Consider the following 15,920-nt stretch of genomic DNA (forward strand, 5'->3'; position numbering starts at 1 on the left):
GCCCCGGCGCCTGCGCCTGCGGTGCCCCTCACCCCCAAGGCCCCCGGCGAGCGCCGCGACGACGTGGTGCCCATGACCCCCCTGCGCCGCCGCATCGCCGAGCGGCTGCTGTCGGCCAAGCAGAACACCGCCATGCTCACGACCTTCAACGAGGCCGACATGGGCACGGTGATGGAACTGCGCAAGGAGTACGGCGAGGGCTTCCAGAAGAAGTACGGCATGAAGCTGGGCTTCATGAGCTTCTTCGTCAAGGCCGTGGTCCAGGCCCTGCAGGAGATCCCCCAGCTCAACGCCGAGATCCGCGGAACCGACATCGTCTACCACCGCTACTACGACATCGGCATCGCGGTGGGCGGCGGCGAGGGGCTGGTGGTGCCGGTGATCCGCGACGCCGACAAGCTCTCCATGGCCCAGATCGAGGCCGTCATCGCCGACTACGGCACCCGCGTGCGCGAGAAGAAGATCAAGCCCGAGGAGCTGATGGGCGGCACCTTCACCATCACCAACGGCGGCATCTACGGCTCCTTGAACTCCACCCCCATCCTCAACCCGCCCCAGGTGGGCATCCTGGGCATGCACGCCATCGTCGAGCGCCCGGTCGCCCGCGGCGGGCAGGTGGTCGTCCGCCCCATGATGAACCTGGCCCTCTCCTACGACCACCGCATCGTTGACGGGCGCGAGGCCGTGACCTTCCTCAAGCGCGTCAAGGAGCTCATCGAGAACCCGGTGCGGCTGGCGCTGGAAGTCTGAAGATGCAAGACGCCAAACGCAAAACGCGATCGGGAAAAAGGCGGTTGGCGTTCGGCGTTTGACGTTTAGCGGAGCGAAGCGACTATGCCAAAACATCAACTCGTCGTCATCGGTGCGGGGCCGGGGGGCTACGTGGCCGCCATCAAGGCCGCGCAGCTCGGCCTCGAGGTGGCCTGCGTGGAGCGGGAGCAGGCCCTGGGCGGCACCTGCCTGCGGGTGGGGTGCATCCCCTCCAAGGCGCTGCTCGAGGCCAGCGAGAAGTTCTACGAGGCCAAGAAGGGCGCGATGGTGGGGGTGAAGTTCCAGGACGTGAGCCTGGACCTCCCCGCCATGATGGCCCACAAGGACAAGGTGGTGCAGGCCAACACCGACGGGGTGAGCTTCTTGTTCAAGAAGAACAAGGTCACCCGCTACCTGGGCCACGCCCGCTTCGTCTCGGCCAACAAGCTGGCGGTGGAGGGCCCCGAGGGCCAGACCGAGCTCGAGTTCGAGCGCTGCATCATCGCCACCGGTTCCAAGGTCGCGATGCTGAAAGGGGTGGAGGTGGACTACCAGACCGTCATCACCTCCGACCAGGCCATCGCCCTCGAGCAGGTCCCCGAGAGCTTAGTGGTGATCGGGGGCGGGGTGATCGGGCTCGAGCTCGGCTCGGTGTGGAGCCGCCTGGGGGCCAAGGTCACGGTGCTGGAGTACCTGCCGCGCATCCTGGGCGGCATGGACGGCGAGCTCTCCCGCGCCGCCGAGAAGATCCTCAAGAAGCAGGGCCTCGACATCCGCACCTCGCAGAAGGTCACGCGGGCCTACGTCAAGGACGGCAAGGGCGTGGTCGAGGTCGAGGGCGGCGAGACCTTCACCGCCGATAAAGTGCTGCTGGCGGCGAGCCGCGTGCCCAACACCGACGGGCTGGGGCTCGAGGCCCTCGGCATCACCCCCGACAACCGGGGCCGCATCCCCGTGAACGCGCACTTCCAGACCGCCGTGCCCAACGTCTACGCCATCGGCGACGTGATCGCGGGCCCCATGCTCGCCCACAAGGCCGAGGAAGACGGCATCGCGGCGGTCGAGGGCATGGTCACGGGCTGGGGCCACGTGGACTACAACACCGTGCCCAACGTGGTCTACACCCACCCCGAGATCGCCTCAGTGGGCCAGACCGAAGAGGAACTCAAGGAGGCGGGCGTGCCCTACAAGAAGGGCAGCTTCCCCTTCCAGGCCAACGGCCGCGCCCGCGCCATCGGCAGCACCGACGGCTTCGTCAAGGTGCTCACCCACGCCGAGACCGACCGCGTGCTCGGCGTCCACATCATCGGCCCCCACGCCGGCGACCTCATCGCCGAGGCGGCCACCGCCATGACCTTCAAGGCCTCCTCCGAGGACATCGCCCGCGCCTCCCACGCCCACCCCACGCTGGCGGAGGCGCTCAAGGAGGCGGCGATGGCGGCGTACGACAAGCCGATCCACATTTGAGGTCGTGCGTCGTACGTCCTACGTCGTACGCGAGACGCCAAACGCAAAACGCCTTATTCCCCCTTAGCAAGGGGGGCTAACCCCTCCCCGCGTGCGGGGAGGGGTTTACCGCGAGTCACACGCCATGAGCCTTTTGCTGACGGCTATATCCGTTACCTCCGGGCCTCGAGCCGGTCCTTCACCCAGCCGCCCAGCAGGACCGCCAGGCCTACGGCTACGGCGATCTGGGGCGGGGTTTTGGCGACGTCCAGGATCGCGAGGACGGCCTGGACTACGGCGACCGCCCAGGCGAGGGTGAACGACCCGAGGATGCGGAGGAACCACTTGCGAACGGCGTCCACGCCAACATGCTAAGGGCAGGGTCGCCCCGGAGGCGTAGGAGCCCCGCCACCTTCGCCCTACAGGCTAGCCGTGGACGTCCTCGGGCTTTTTCTCCATGCGGCCGGTGAGCCAGTAGAGGATGCGCTCGGCGATGTTCTCCAGGTGGTCGCCCAGGCGCTCGTAGCTGCGGGCGATGCGCATGAGGGTGAGGGCTTTGGAGATGGTGCGGGGGTCTTCGAGCATGTAGGTCAGCAACTCCCGCGTCACCGACTCGTACATCCCGTCCACCTCGTCGTCGCGGCGCAGCACCTCGCGCGCGGCTTCCTGGTCGCGCTCGGCGACGGCCTTGGCCACGAGGTCGAGCATCCCCGCCAGGCGGTGGGCCATCTCGGGCAGCACCACGTAGCTCTTGAGCGGGGGCTCCTTGGCGAGCACGATCACGTCCTCGGCGACGTGGGCGGCGTAGTCCCCGGCGCGCTCGAGGTCGGTGAGCGACTTGATGATGGTCAGGGCGAAGCGCAGGTCGCTGGCGACGAGGCTCTGGCGGGCCATGAGCACCACCGCGGCGTTCTCGATCTCGAGCTCGAGGGGGTCCACCTCGTTCTTATCCTGGGCGATGACCTCGTTGGCGAGGCGGGTGTCCTGCTCGGCCAGGGCCTTCGCGCTCTTCTCCACCATCTCCCGCACCAGCGAGACCATGCGGATGCTCTCCTGGGTCAGCTTCCCGAGTTCGCGGTCTAAGGCTTCACGCATACGTCCTCCAACAGCACCGATCAGCCCCTATCGTAGGGGAATTGCAAGCCGAAAGCGTTGCCGCCCTCCCAGGCCCGGCCGTAGGCGTGGCCGCCCCAGCCCGCGGCCAGGCGGCGCACCAGCGCCAGCCCGAGCCCTGAGCCCTGCACGCTGGCGGCGTGGTAGCCGCGCTTGCCCGGCTGGAACAGCGGCTCGTAGTCGGGGAGCGGGCTGCCCCGGTCGCGCACCTCGAGCCACACCCCCCGCGCGTCCTGGGTGCTCTCCACCACCACCTCCCCGCCGGGGCCGTACTTGAGGGCGTTGTCGAGCAGGTTCAGCAGGGCCTGGTACACCGCGTCGGGGCTGGCCCAGACGGTGTGCGGGGTCTTCCAGGCGATCCGGGCGCCGCGCTCGGCGAGCTGGGGGGCGAGGAAGCGCTCGAGCCGGGGGCGCAGCTCCTCGAGGGCGAAGGTGCGCTCCTGCCCGGGCACGCGGGTGAGGGGCAGGTCCTCGACCAGCCGCCGCAGGCGCTGGGCCTCCTGCAGCAGCAGCCCCAGCACCTCCGCCTGCTGACTGGGCTCGAGGCCCTGCTGCAAGGCCTCGATGAGCGAGAGCATGCCGGTGACCGGGGTGCGGAACTCGTGCGCGAGCACCCGGCTCGACTCCTCGAGCGCCTCCAGCCGTTGCTGCTCGCCGGTCCGGTCGAGCAGCAGCAGCACCCCCGGCGCGGCCTTGGCCCACAGGTGCCGCCCGCGCAGCTCGAGCCGGGCCTGGCCGCCCTCGCGGCACAGCCGCTCGAGGCGGTGGTCGCGCAGCGCCAGCAGCAGGGGCCTGCCCAGCACCCGCTCCCGCGCGACCCCCAGCAGCCGCGCGGCCTCGGGGTTGAGGTAGGTCACCCGCTCCTCGGCGTGCAGCACCACGCCCTCGCGGGCCTGTTCCCAGGCGCGCTCGAGGGCCTTGAGGCTGACCACGGCTTCCACGGGGGTCACCCCTCACCGCGGGCGGGGGCATTGGGGGGCACCGGCGTCATGGGTTCTCACGGAAACGATACCCCACCCCGCGCAGGGTCTCGAGGTAGAGCGGGCTCTTGGGGTCTTCCTGCAGCTTCTCGCGCAGTTGCGCGACGTGCTGGTCCACGGTGCGGGCCGTGCCCATGAACTCCTGCCCCCAGACCCGCTCGAGCAGCTCCTCCCGCGTGTACACCCGCCCGGGGTGCCGCGCCAGGAAGGCCAGCAGCTCGAACTCGCGGCGGGTGAGGTCGAGGGGGGTGTTCTGCAGGTAGGCCTGGTGGCGCTCGAGGTCGAGCACCAGCCCGCCCCGCTCGATGCGCCCCGACCGGCCCGAGCGGCGCAGCAGGGCCTGCACCCGCGCCAGCAGTTCGGGCGTGGAGAAGGGCTTGGTGAGGTAGTCGTCGGCGCCGCGGGTGAGCCCCTCGACCCGGTCGCTCTCCCCGCTGCGGGCGGTGAGCATCAGCACGGGCAGGGTCTCGTAGCGGCTGTCGGAGCGCAGGCGCTCGAGCAGCCGCACCCCCGGCTCGTCGGGGAGCATCCAGTCCAGGAGCACCAGGTCGGCCTGCTCCAGCAGCGCCCAGGCCTCGGCCGCGGTGGCGGCCTCGAGCACCTGGTGCCCGGCGCGCACCAGGCTCAGCCGCAGGCCCACGCGCACGGCGGGTTCGTCCTCGACCAGGAGTAAGCGCGACATCCTGCCTCAGTGTAGCCGGGGCCTTGTCAGGAAAGTGTCAGGGGGGCGTGATGGGGCGATGCCGGGACGAACGTCTCGGCCGCAGGCCGAGGGGCACTTGTCCTCAGCGGGTTGGGCTAGGGTAAGGCCAGCAGCGCCGCTCCGTGGGACGTGCCTTCGCCAGCACCGACGCGGCGAGAAGGAGTTGGCCTATGTTCAAGCGCATCCTCATCCCCACCGACGGAACCGAATTCGGGCGCAACGCCCTCGAGCAAGGCCTGGAGGTCGCGCGGCTCATGGGCAGCGAGGTGACCATCCTCTACGCCCTGGAAAACCCCTACGAGTTCCTTCCCGCCTACAGCGCCGAGACCCCCGAGCGCACCGAGGCGATGTTCGAGCACTACCGCGCGGAGAGCGAGAAGGCCCTGGCCCGCATCCGCGACATCGCCACCGCCCAGGGCGTGAGCGCCAAGGCCGTGCTGGTCGAGGACAGCCCGGTCCCCGCGATCCTCGAGGCCGCCAAGGAGCACGACCTGGTGGTGATGGCGACCCACGGACGCAAGGGCATCGAGCGGGTGCTGATGGGCTCCGTCACCGACAAGATCCTGCACAATTGCTCCACGCCGGTGCTGGTGCTGCGCGGGGAAGTGAGCGGCTAGGCCATGAACATAAACATTGCGGCAAAGATAGAATCTTTCTGTGCCTGTCTCTTACTACATTGATGAAGCTGGTGATCTTACTCTCTTTGACAAAAAAGGCCGGGTTATCGTTGGAAGTGATGGGGTCTCGCGAACATTCATGCTCGGGGGACTTCGCCTGTACGAGGAAGAAGTTCTAGCTCAGAAACTCGAGGAGCTACGCCAGAATCTGCTGGCTGACCCTTACTTCAAAAATGTTCCTTCCATGCAACTCTCGGAGGGAAAAACAGCTCGAGCCTTTCACGCTAAAGACGACCTACCCGAGGTTCGCTACGAAGTTTTCAAACTACTGAGCAAATTTGAGGCTGAAGTCGTGGTGAGTGTCAGACACAAAACAGGTCTGGTTGACAAAGCCCGGTTACTGTTCGAGCGAGGCCGGAAGTTGCGAGAAAATGATGTTTATGACGAGATGATTACAGAACTGATGGTTTATCATCAGCACTACGAGCCGAGAATCGAGGTCGTTTTTGCGCGAAGGGGTAAGGCGCCCAGGGCCCAGGCCCTGCAAGAGGCGATCAACCGGAGCATGTTTCATGAAGTTTTACCTGATGGCTCGAGGAAGCCTGGGTACGAGTTCGACGTACACTCCGCCCACCCTTGGGAAAGAGCGGGGCTGCAGGTTGTTGATTATTACCTCTGGGCAGTTCAGCGTTCTTACGAACGCGGGGAAACCCGGTACTACGAGTACTTGGCAGACAAGTTCAAGCTCATCATTGACTGGGATGACCCAGAGACAGCTGCTCGGCTGAAGTCAATGTTTAGGATATAAAAAAGCCTGTAGGTGGCTAGGATCGGGGATTGCTCCCTTCACACACGGCATGAAGCCGGCGTTCGCCACTACCAGGCGGTTATGATTATATCATATCCGTGATGTCCCACGACCCAACCAACCCCACTCACGCCGACAACTGCCCGGTGTGCAAGTTCGCCCACCTGCACCAGCACACCCAGTTCTCGCTGCTCGACGGGGCGGCGCGCCTCAAGGACCTCATCAAGTGGGTCAAGAAGGTCAGCCCCGCCGAGCCCATGCTGGCCATGACCGACCACGGCAACATGTTCGGGGCCGTGCAGTTTTACAAGTACGCCACCGAGGCCGAGGTCAAGCCCATCATCGGCTACGAGGCCTACGTAGCCGCCGACTCCCGCTTCGACCGCAAGCAGGGGAAGGGCCTCGACGGGGGCTACTTCCACCTCACGCTGCTGGCGAAGGACTTCGAGGGCTACCAGAACCTCTGCCGCCTCTCCAGCCGCGCCTACCTCGAGGGCTTCTACGGCAAGCCCCGCATCGACCGCGAGATCCTGCGCGAGCACAGCGCGGGCCTCATCGCGCTGTCGGGCTGCTTGGGGGCCGAGATCCCGCAGTTCATCCTGCAGGAGCGCCACGAGGACGCCGAGCGCCGCCTGCTGGAGTACCTCTCGATCTTCGGGGACAAGCGCTACTTCATCGAGATCCAGGACCACGGCCTGAGCGAGCAGCACAAGGTCAACCGGGTGCTCAAGGAGTTCGCCGACAAGTACGGCCTGGGCATCGTGGCGACCAACGACGGGCACTACGTGCGCAAGGAGGACGCCGAGGCCCACGCGGTGGTGCTGGCGGTGCAGTCGAAGGCCACCTGGGACGACCCGAACCGCTGGAAGTTCCCCTGCGACGAGTTCTACGTCAAGACCCCCGAGGAGATGCGCTCTACCTTCGACGACGAGCGCGAGCTGTGGGGCAAGCGCTTCGACGAGCTGTTCGACAACTCGCTCGAGATCGGGCGCGTGTGCAACGTCGAGCTCGTGCCCAAGAAGGTGCAGTACCGCATCCCCAAGTACCCCCTGCCCGAGGGCCGCACCGAGGTGACCTACTTCCGCGAGCTCACCTTCAGCGGCCTCCTCAAGCGCTACCCCGACAAGGTCACCGACGACCTCTACCGCGAGTTCTTCCGCCGGATCGGCAAGCCGGTGCCCCACGGCGACGGGGAGGCGCTGGCTAAGGCCCTGGCCGAGCTCGAGGACCTCGAGGCCGCCCGCGCCCACCTGCCCGAGCTCAGCGAGGGCATCGAGTGGGGCCCCTGGGAGATCCTCTCCCGCGCCGTCTACGAGCTCACCGTGGTCGAGCGCATGGGCTTCCCCGGCTACTTGCTCATCGTGGGCGACTTCATCAACTGGGCCAAGGACAACGGCATCAGCGTGGGGCCGGGGCGCGGCTCGGCGGCGGGGAGCTTAGTCACCTACGCCACGCGCATCACCAACATCGACCCCCTGGCCTACGACCTGCTCTTCGAGCGCTTCCTCAACCCCGCCCGCGTCTCGATGCCCGACATCGACACCGACTTCTCCGACGTGCGCCGCGGCGAGGTCATCGAGTACGTGCGCCGGCGCTACGGCGACGAGATGGTGGCCCAGATCGGCACCTTCGGCACCCTGGCCTCCAAGGCCGCCATCAAGGACGCCGCGCGGGTCTTCGGGCTGCCCATCAAGAAGGCCGACGAGCTCGCCAAGCTCATCCCGGTGGTCTTCGGCAAGCCCACGCCGCTGGAGAAGGCCATCGAGACCATCCCCGACCTGCGGGCCGAGATGGAGAAGGACCCGCTGGTGGCGCGGGTGATGGAGGTGGCGAAGAAGCTCGAGGGCCTCAACCGCCAGTCCAGCGTGCACGCCGCGGGCGTGGTGATCTCCGACGTGCCCATCCGCGACTGGATCCCCCTGATGCGCGCCAACGACGGCGAGGGCAAGGTCACGCAGTACGACATGAGCTCGGTCGAGGCGCTGGGCTTCCTCAAGATGGACTTCCTGGGCCTGCGCACGCTCTCCTTCCTCGACGAGTGCAAGCGCATTGTCAAGGAGTCGAAGGGCGTGGACATCGACTACGACGCCCTGCCCATCGACGACGAGAAGACCTTCGAGCTGTTGGGGCGCGGCGAGACGAAGGGCATCTTCCAGCTCGACTCCGCCGGCATGACCTCCACCGTGCGCGGGCTCAAGCCGCGGCGCATCCAGGACATCATCGCTCTGGGCGCGCTGTACCGGCCCGGCCCCATGGAGAACATCCCCACCTACATCCGCCGCCACCACGGCAAGGAGCCCGTCGAGTACCCGCAGTTCCCCAACGCCGCCAAGTACCTCGAGCCCATCCTCCGCGAGACCTACGGCATCCCCGTCTACCAGGAGCAGATCATGCAGATCGCCTCGGCCGCGGCGGGCTACAGCCTGGGCGAGGCCGACCTGCTGCGCCGGGCGATGGGCAAGAAGAAGATGGAGGAGATGGTCAAGCACCGCGCCCAGTTCAAGAAGGGCGCGGCAGAGAAGGGCATCCCCGGCGAGGAAGCCGACCGGCTCTTCGACCTGCTCGAGGCCTTCGCCAACTACGGCTTCAACAAGTCGCACTCGGCGGCCTACGCGATCCTCACCTACCAGACCGCCTACGTCAAAGCCCACTACCCCGTCGAGTTCCACGCCGCCCTGCTCACGGTCGAACGCGGCGACTCCGACAAGGTCGCCGAGTACATCCGCGCGGCCAGGGGCATGGGCGTGGAGGTGCTGCCCCCCGACATCAACCGCTCGGGCTTCAGCTTCCGGGCGCTGGGGGGCGAGGTGCTCTTCGGGCTGTCGGCTGTGAAGAACGTGGGCGAGGGCCCCGCCGAGCTCATCCTGAAGGAGCGCGAGAAGGGCCGCTTCAAGTCGCTGGCCGACTTCCTCAAGCGCTGCGACCCCAGCGTGGCCAACAAGCGCGTGGCCGAATCGCTGATCAAGGCGGGCGCCTTCGACGAGCTCGGCGAGCGCGGCCAGATGCTCGCCGCCCTCGACGACCTGCTCAAGTGGGCCCAGGCCGAGCGCGAGACCGCCAGCTCGGGCATGATGGGCCTCTTCGCCGACGCCCAGAGCGAGCCCTCCCTGCCCAAGGTGCCCCCCCTGGACGAGGTGACCAAGCTGCGCTACGAGAAGGAGGCGCTGGGGATCTACGTCACCGGGCACCCGCTCTTGCGCTACGAGGGCCTGCGCGAGGCGGCGAGCTGCACCATCGAGGAGCTGCCCGAGGCCTACCCGGGCCAGCGCGGGGGCAAGGGCCGCGCCAAGCTGCTGCTGGCGGGCCTGGTGGAGGGCATCGTCCGCAAGCCCACCAAGTCGGGCGGGATGATGTGCCGCTTCACCCTGGGCGACGAGACCGGCGCGGTGGAGGTGGTGAGCTTCGGCCGCTCCTACGACCGCGTCTCGCCCCGCCTGCGCGAGGACGCCCCGGTGCTGGTGGTGGCCGAGGTCGAGCCCGACGGGGAAGGGGAGACCTTGCGGGTGGTGGCCCAGGACGTCTTCCCCTACCACGACCTCGAGGGCATGCCCAAGGTGATGGAGCTCGTCATGGACCTCGCCCTCCTCGACGACGACAAGCTGCGCGACCTCTACAGCATCCTCGACGAGCACGTGGGCACCCTGCCGCTGCACATGCGCGTCCACGGCGCCGACTGCTGGGCCTCGCTCGAGGCCCGCGGCATCAAGGTGAGCGAGGAGGCGGTGAGGATGGTCAGGGAGCTCGACTGGCTCGAGGCCCGCCTGATCCCCGACCGCGAGGCGCTGCTCTTCGGGCAGCAGGGCGGCGGCGGGCAGAACGAGACGGTGGTGCCCTTCTAGGGCTTGAAAGTGCGGCCGGGGCCCGTCCCGCAGCCTGTCCAGGGCTCGCCGCGAGGCCCGGGCCGCCGGTGCTACACTCAGCCTATGGCTCATCCGGTCGCCAAGCCCATGACGCCCGAGGAGTACCTCGAGTGGGAGCTGAAGCAGCAGACCCGGCACGAGTACGTCAACGGCTACGTGTACGCCATGTCCGGGGTGAGCCGCCGGCATAGCCGTGTCAGCATGAACATCTCGGTCAGCCTCTGGCCCTTCGTCACGCGGAAGCAATGCCGGCTGCACCAGGCGGGCGTCAAGCTCGCCCTCAAGAGCATCTTCTACTACCCCGACGTGATGGTCGCCTGCGGCCCCGAGCCGAAGAACCCGTATTACGAGACCGGCCCCTGCATCCTGGTCGAGGTTTTGTCCCCCAGCACCAAGGACATCGACCTCCGGGAGAAGCTGATCGCCTACCGGGGCATCGCCTCCCTCCAGACCTACCTGATCGTGGACCCCGAGTACATGTTCGTGCGGCACTTCTGGCGCGACGCCGCGGGGGACTGGCAGCAGGAGGACATCACCGGCAGCGGCAATATTCACCTGACCTGCCTCGAGGCCACCCTCACGCCGGGCCAGATCTACCAGGGCGTGTTTTAGCGAAAAGAGCGGCAGGGGGGCAATACCCCCCTGCCTTATCCAGAAGCGGGTTTACGCCTTGGCTTTCTCCTCGAGCATGTTCTTCAGCACCGTCTGCAGGATGCCGCCGTTCTTGTAGTAGTCCACCTCGACCGCGGTGTCGATGCGGGCGACGACCCTGAACGTGACCTCGCTGCCGTCGGCCTTGCGGGCGCAGACGGTGAGCTCCTTGCCGGGGGTGAGGTCGTCGAGGCCGGTGATGTCGAAGGTCTCGTAGCCGGTGAGGCCCAGCGAGGCGGCGCTGGTGCCGGCCTTGAACTCCAGCGGCAGCACGCCCATGCCCACCAGGTTCGAGCGGTGGATGCGCTCGAAGCTCTGGGCGATGACGGCCTTCACGCCCAGCAGGTAGGTGCCCTTGGCGGCCCAGTCACGGCTGGAGCCGTTGCCGTACTCGATCCCGCCGATCACGATCAGCGGCACGCCCTCGGCCTTGTACTGCATGGCCGCGTCGTAGACGAACATCTGCTCGCCCACGCCGGGCTCGCTGCCCACGTCGCTCTTGGGGAGCTTCTTGGTGTAGGGGCCCTCCTGGCCGTCGAGCATGAGGTTGCGGATGCGGATGTTGGCGAAGGTGCCGCGCATCATCACCTCGTGGTTGCCGCGGCGGCTGCCGTAGGAGTTGAAGTCGGCGGGCTCGACGCCGTGGCCCATGAGGTAGCGGGCGGCGGGGGAGTTCTTGGCGATGTTGCCGGCGGGGGAGATGTGGTCGGTGGTGATGGAGTCGCCCAGCAGCAGCAGCGCCCGCGCGCCCTTGATGTCGCCGACCTCGCGGGCGAGGCCCAGGTTCTCGAAGAAGGGCGGGTTCTGGATGTAGGTGCTGGTGGGGTCGAACTGGTAGAGCTTGCCGGTGGGGGCGGGCAGGGCTTTCCAGCGCTCGTCGCCCTCGAAGACGGTGCCGTACTGGCGGTGGAACATCTCGGCGTCGAGGGTCTGGTGCACGGTGGCCCGGATCTCCTCCTGGGTCGGCCAGATGTCCTTGAGGAAGATGGCCTTGCCGTTGGGGTCGTAGCCGATGGGCTCGCTGGTGAAGTCGATGTCCATGCGGCCCGCCAGCGCGTAGGCCACCACCAGCATGGGGGAGGCCAGGTAGTTGGCCTTGACGTCGGGGTTGACGCGGCCCTCGAAGTTGCGGTTGCCCGAGAGCACCGCCGCCACCACCAAGTCGCCCTCCTTCACGCCCTTGGAGATCTCCTCGGGCAGGGGGCCGGAGTTGCCGATGCAGGTGGTGCAACCGTAGCCGACGGTGTGGAACTTAAGGGCCTCGAGGAAGGGCGTGAGCCCGGCGGCGTCGAGGTACTCGGTGACCACCTTGGAGCCGGGGGCCAGGCTCGACTTGACCCAGGGCTGGGTGGAGAGGCCCGCCTCCACCGCCTTCTTCGCCAGCAGGCCCGCGCCGAGCATGACGGAGGGGTTGGAGGTGTTGGTGCAGGAGGTGATGGCGGCGATCACCACCGAGCCGTGCTGCAGCTCGAACTCGTCGCGGCCCCGCCGCACCGTGACCTTGCGCTCGAGCTGCTCGGGGGAGAGCCCGAAGCCGCGCTCCTTGACGTCCTTGGTCAGGTGCTCCTGGAACGAGCGCTTGACGTCGGAGAGGTTGACGCGGTCTTGCGGGCGCTTGGGGCCGGCGAGCGCGGGGATGACGGTGGAGAGGTCGAGCTCGAGGTACTCCGAGTACTGCGGCGCGGCGTCGTCGGTGCGCCACAGCCCGGCGGCCTTGGCGTACTGCTCGACGAGGTCAACGAGCTCGTCGGGGCGGCCGGTGAGGCGCAGGTAGGCCAGGGTCTCCTCGTCGATGGGGAAGAAGCCCATGGTCGCGCCGTACTCCGGGCTCATGTTGGCGATGGTGGCGCGGTCGGCCAGGGGCAGCTTGGAGACGCCGGGGCCGTAGAACTCCACGAACTTGCCCACCGCGCCGTGCTTGCGGATCATCTCGGTCACGCGCAGCACCAGGTCGGTGGCGGTGGCGCCCTCGGGCAGCGCGCCGTAGAGCTTGAAGCCGATCACCTTGGGGGCGAGCATGTAGTAGGGCTGGCCCAGCATCACGGCCTCGGCCTCGATGCCGCCCACGCCCCAGCCCAGCACGCCCAGGCCGTTGATCATGGTGGTGTGGCTGTCGGTGCCCACCAGCGAGTCGGGGAAGGCGTAGGTGCGGCCGTCCTCGCCCTGCTGGCGCATGACCACGCTGGCGAGGTACTCGAGGTTGACCTGGTGCACGATGCCGGTGCCGGGGGGCACCGCGCGGAAGCCCTTGAGCGCGTTCTGGCCCCACTTGATCAGGCGGTAGCGCTCCTCGTTGCGCTTGTACTCGAGCTCGACGTTCTGGGCGAAGGCGTAGGAGGTGCCGAAGAAGTCCACCTGCACCGAGTGGTCGATCACCAGGTCCACCGGCACGGTGGGGTTGATCATCTCGGGGTCGCCGCCGAGCTTGGCGACCGCGTCGCGCATGGCGGCGAGGTCGACCACCGCGGGGACGCCGGTGAAGTCCTGCAGGATCACCCGCGCCAGCATCAGGGGCACGTTGACCTCGCCGGGGTCGGGCTGCCACTTCGCCAGCGCGACCACGTCGTCCTTGGTGACTTTGTAGCCGTCCTCGTTGCGCAGCAGGCTCTCCAGCATCACCCGGATGGAAAAGGGGAGCTTGGAGACCTCGGCGATGCCCTGCCGCTCGAGCTCCAGGATGTCGTAGTAAAACACCTCGCCTGCCTTGGTGGACAGGCTCTTGCGTGCGCCGAATTCGTCACGATAAGCCATACCAGCTCCTCTCCTTTGAACCAGCACGAAAGCCGAACCTGAGCACCCACGATTCTACGCCCGCCCGGCATCCGGCCACACCGGGCCGGGTCACCGAATCCGAGGCCCCGGAGGGCCTAAAAAAAGCGCGGCGCGAACCGCATGGGTTTTCAGGGGGTCTGGTTTCGATGCCAGGGCGGGTGCGCCCAACCTCAAGCCCACTGATTCTAATGCTTGCGGGGCCGTGTGTGCAACGGCGGCGGCCCGCCCCCGCCGAGCCGTTGTGATTAACCCCGCCCGTCCGGGGCGCTTCTTGTACTATCCTCAAAATGAGGGGGTCGAAATGCCGATGGAACCCCATGCCGCCGTGCCCAAAAGGATCGTGTCGAAGGGCCTTTTCGACCTCGGCCAGGGCCTGCTGCTCGAGGACCTCGGGCAAAACCTGCCCTGGGGCTGCTCGACCGGGACGGCCCGGCTGCTGCTGGGCCCCGAGCACCAGCGCCCCGACCGCGAGACCATGGTCTGGAACCCGGTGCGCTGCTTAGACGGCCTCGAGTGCCACCTCACCGGCAAATTCCTGCGCGACGAGCCCGACGAGCGCCGCCGGCTGCGGATGGTGGAGTTCGTTCCTTACGAAAAGCTAAAGGCGGCGGTGGTGCCGAAGTACCTGCTGGTCCGGCAGCACCTCGTGGGCCTGCTGGGGGAGCCCACGCTCGAGCAGGAGCCGGGAGATAGCGTCGTGGGCACGTTTTCCCGCTGGGACACCGAGGCCTACTTGGTGCTGTGGAAGGTCGTGAGCAAGCGGGGCCTCGAGCACTGCGTCGGCCAGATCTGGCCCAAGCCGCTGCCGGGGAACTACCTGGAAATGATGATCTGAACGGGCTTCCCCCGCGCAGGGGGGAGCCGGGTGGCGGATGGTCGGTTGACCCACCCCGGCCCGCCCGCGCGGCCTACAATGACGGCAAATGGAGCAGCCCTACCGCCTGGACCAAGGAATTTACATCGAGAGCGCCGACGTCCTGCTGCCCTGGCTGTGCGCGAACGCCACCGCGCGCATGCACCTGGGCCTGGAGAACTACCGCACCGACAAGCGCACGCTGGTGTGGGAGACCTACCCCATCCTCGGCGGGATCCCCGTGGCGCTGCACTGCAAGTTCGTGCGCCTGGAGCACGAGCCCGACACCGAGCCCCGCCGCCTGCGCTACGCCCAGTTCTTCCCCAACCTCCAGCAGCTCGGCGTCAACGCCCAGCAGGCCTTCGGCCTCATCAAGCAGCACCTCTCCCAGCAACTCGGCACCCCGCCCATCTCCTCCAACGGCGGCGTGCTCTACCCCTTCGCGGAGTGGGAGTGGGACAAGTTCGCGGTGACCCTCAAGCTCACCGGGCGAGAGCCCAACCAGGTGTGCGTGGGCGAGCTGTGGAAGAAGCCCATCCCGCGGGGGGTGCTCGAGTACACCCGGATGGATAGCCCGGAGTGAAGTCGGTAGCCGATAGCCGATAGCCGGGCGTGCGTCCTACGTCGTACGTCCTACGCGAGACGCAAAACGCAAAACGCAAGACGCGAAACGCCTTGGCCCTCGACGCCGACGGCCAGGGAAGGGTAACCACGAGCCACGGGCCGCTAGCCTTCCGCTGACGGCTTTCTACTTACAGCATTCCCGCCAGGAAGCCCTGCTCGCGGATGCTGCGGATGAGGTCCATGACGGTGAGGCGGTAGGGGTCGTACTCGACCTCGACCTGGCCGAGCGAGGCTTGGTCGGCGCGTTGGACGCCCTCGAGCGTCCGCAGGGCGCCGAGGATTTTCTCCATCTGCTCGGGTAGCTCTACGCCACGAATGCCAATCAAGACCCGGTTCATGGCTTCTATTCTAAGACGCCGGCCACTTCGCCCCGTTCACCCCGGCTGCCCAGCACCCGCACCCCCAGCAGGAGGGGGCCCAGGCGGAAGCCGTAGTCCTCGAGGGCCCGGCTCAAGGGCTCGTTGGCGGGGTCAACGTGCATGGCAACCTCGTAGACCCCGGCGTCGTAGGCCGACTTGACCACCGCCCCAAGCAGGGCCCGGGTGGCCTCGTCGGAGCTCGAGAGCAGCCGGGTGATGAGCACCGTGACCTGGTCGCCCTGCCACACGGCCTGGGCCAGCACCACGCCCACGACCCGCGGGCCGTCCTGGGCCACGAAGGAGTGGCCGCTGCGGGCGAAGAAGCGCAGGGCGGCCCGCGGGTCGTGGGCGTGGTGCTGGCCCAGGCCGTGTGGCAGGGCGACC

General features: G+C 67.6%; 15 protein-coding genes. 8 read left to right on the forward strand and 7 right to left on the reverse strand.

Annotated features, from left to right (window positions below; translation table 11 throughout):
* Both sucB and lpdA read left to right on the forward strand, forming a co-directional pair.
* The coding region (gene sucB, locus Mterra_RS11390; RefSeq protein WP_170159633.1) for a dihydrolipoyllysine-residue succinyltransferase at positions 1-750 on the forward strand (750 nt) is incomplete at its 5' end.
* 84 nt (positions 751-834) lie between these two features.
* Positions 835-2,217 carry a dihydrolipoyl dehydrogenase gene (gene lpdA, locus Mterra_RS11395; protein WP_119315302.1) on the forward strand — a complete coding sequence of 461 codons (1,383 nt, stop codon included), beginning with the start codon at positions 835-837 and terminating at the stop codon, positions 2,215-2,217.
* A gap of 152 nt (positions 2,218-2,369) precedes the next feature.
* Here the strand turns inward: lpdA and Mterra_RS11400 are convergent, their stop codons facing one another.
* The 4 genes from Mterra_RS11400 to Mterra_RS11415 form a co-directional block, all read right to left on the reverse strand.
* Complete coding sequence (locus Mterra_RS11400) at positions 2,370-2,558, reverse strand: hypothetical protein (protein ID WP_119315303.1); 189 nt, start codon at positions 2,556-2,558, stop codon at positions 2,370-2,372.
* 64 nt (positions 2,559-2,622) lie between these two features.
* On the reverse strand, positions 2,623-3,291 hold the full coding sequence (phoU, locus tag Mterra_RS11405; RefSeq protein WP_119315304.1) for a phosphate signaling complex protein PhoU: 669 nt from the start codon (positions 3,289-3,291) through the stop codon (positions 2,623-2,625).
* Between the two features lie 20 nt (positions 3,292-3,311).
* Complete coding sequence (locus tag Mterra_RS11410) at positions 3,312-4,259, reverse strand: sensor histidine kinase (RefSeq protein ID WP_245971606.1); 948 nt, start codon at positions 4,257-4,259, stop codon at positions 3,312-3,314.
* Positions 4,260-4,296: 37 nt separating this feature from the next.
* Positions 4,297-4,971 (reverse strand): response regulator transcription factor, encoded by a 675-nt coding sequence (locus tag Mterra_RS11415; protein ID WP_119315305.1) that lies wholly within the window; start codon positions 4,969-4,971, stop codon positions 4,297-4,299.
* A 191-nt stretch (positions 4,972-5,162) separates the two neighbouring features.
* On the opposite strand from Mterra_RS11415, the gene Mterra_RS11420 reads away from it, so the two are divergent.
* The 4 genes from Mterra_RS11420 (at position 5,163) to Mterra_RS11435 (ending at position 10,889) form a co-directional block, all read left to right on the forward strand.
* Positions 5,163-5,609: a universal stress protein gene (locus Mterra_RS11420; RefSeq protein WP_119315306.1), complete on the forward strand. Its 447-nt coding sequence runs from the start codon at positions 5,163-5,165 to the stop codon at positions 5,607-5,609.
* A 40-nt stretch (positions 5,610-5,649) separates the two neighbouring features.
* Positions 5,650-6,417, forward strand: coding sequence for a DUF3800 domain-containing protein (locus Mterra_RS11425; protein WP_119315307.1), 768 nt, complete (start codon positions 5,650-5,652; stop codon positions 6,415-6,417).
* Between the two features lie 101 nt (positions 6,418-6,518).
* Positions 6,519-10,256 (forward strand): DNA polymerase III subunit alpha, encoded by a 3,738-nt coding sequence (dnaE, locus tag Mterra_RS11430; protein ID WP_119315308.1) that lies wholly within the window; start codon positions 6,519-6,521, stop codon positions 10,254-10,256.
* Between the two features lie 84 nt (positions 10,257-10,340).
* Positions 10,341-10,889, forward strand: a complete 549-nt coding sequence (locus Mterra_RS11435) for a Uma2 family endonuclease (protein WP_119315309.1) — start codon at positions 10,341-10,343, stop codon at positions 10,887-10,889.
* A gap of 51 nt (positions 10,890-10,940) precedes the next feature.
* Here the strand turns inward: Mterra_RS11435 and acnA are convergent, their stop codons facing one another.
* Positions 10,941-13,679, reverse strand: a complete 2,739-nt coding sequence (gene acnA / locus Mterra_RS11440; RefSeq protein ID WP_119315310.1) for an aconitate hydratase AcnA — start codon at positions 13,677-13,679, stop codon at positions 10,941-10,943.
* 328 nt (positions 13,680-14,007) lie between these two features.
* Here acnA and Mterra_RS11445 point away from each other — a divergent pair, with 328 nt between their 5' ends.
* Positions 14,008-14,535: a hypothetical protein gene (locus tag Mterra_RS11445; RefSeq protein WP_119315311.1), complete on the forward strand. Its 528-nt coding sequence runs from the start codon at positions 14,008-14,010 to the stop codon at positions 14,533-14,535.
* A gap of 88 nt (positions 14,536-14,623) precedes the next feature.
* Entirely contained in the window at positions 14,624-15,136 is a 513-nt protein-coding gene (locus Mterra_RS11450) for a hypothetical protein (RefSeq protein WP_119315312.1), read from the forward strand.
* A gap of 169 nt (positions 15,137-15,305) precedes the next feature.
* On the opposite strand, the gene Mterra_RS11455 is transcribed toward Mterra_RS11450, so the two are convergent.
* Complete coding sequence (locus Mterra_RS11455) at positions 15,306-15,515, reverse strand: heavy-metal-associated domain-containing protein (protein WP_027893489.1); 210 nt, start codon at positions 15,513-15,515, stop codon at positions 15,306-15,308.
* 5 nt (positions 15,516-15,520) lie between these two features.
* Positions 15,521-15,913 (reverse strand): DUF1999 family protein, encoded by a 393-nt coding sequence (locus Mterra_RS11460; protein WP_245971607.1) that lies wholly within the window; start codon positions 15,911-15,913, stop codon positions 15,521-15,523.
* Positions 15,914-15,920: the final 7 nt, after the last annotated feature.

It is taken from the genome of Calidithermus terrae, assembly GCF_003574345.1.
Lineage (GTDB): Bacteria > Deinococcota > Deinococci > Deinococcales > Thermaceae > Calidithermus > Calidithermus chliarophilus.

Excerpts from the sequence above, each read along its gene's own strand:
- lpdA (WP_119315302.1), top strand. The coding sequence starts at position 835 with ATGCCAAAACATCAACTCGTCGTCATCGGTGCGGGGCCGGGGGGCTAC.
- phoU (WP_119315304.1), bottom strand. The coding sequence starts at position 3,291 with ATGCGTGAAGCCTTAGACCGCGAACTCGGGAAGCTGACCCAGGAGAGC.
- Mterra_RS11415 (WP_119315305.1), bottom strand. The coding sequence starts at position 4,971 with ATGTCGCGCTTACTCCTGGTCGAGGACGAACCCGCCGTGCGCGTGGGC.
- Mterra_RS11420 (WP_119315306.1), top strand. The coding sequence starts at position 5,163 with ATGTTCAAGCGCATCCTCATCCCCACCGACGGAACCGAATTCGGGCGC.
- dnaE (WP_119315308.1), top strand. The coding sequence starts at position 6,519 with ATGTCCCACGACCCAACCAACCCCACTCACGCCGACAACTGCCCGGTG.
- Mterra_RS11435 (WP_119315309.1), top strand. The coding sequence starts at position 10,341 with ATGGCTCATCCGGTCGCCAAGCCCATGACGCCCGAGGAGTACCTCGAG.
- acnA (WP_119315310.1), bottom strand. The coding sequence starts at position 13,679 with ATGGCTTATCGTGACGAATTCGGCGCACGCAAGAGCCTGTCCACCAAG.
- Mterra_RS11445 (WP_119315311.1), top strand. The coding sequence starts at position 14,008 with ATGGAACCCCATGCCGCCGTGCCCAAAAGGATCGTGTCGAAGGGCCTT.
- Mterra_RS11450 (WP_119315312.1), top strand. The coding sequence starts at position 14,624 with ATGGAGCAGCCCTACCGCCTGGACCAAGGAATTTACATCGAGAGCGCC.
- Mterra_RS11455 (WP_027893489.1), bottom strand. The coding sequence starts at position 15,515 with ATGAACCGGGTCTTGATTGGCATTCGTGGCGTAGAGCTACCCGAGCAG.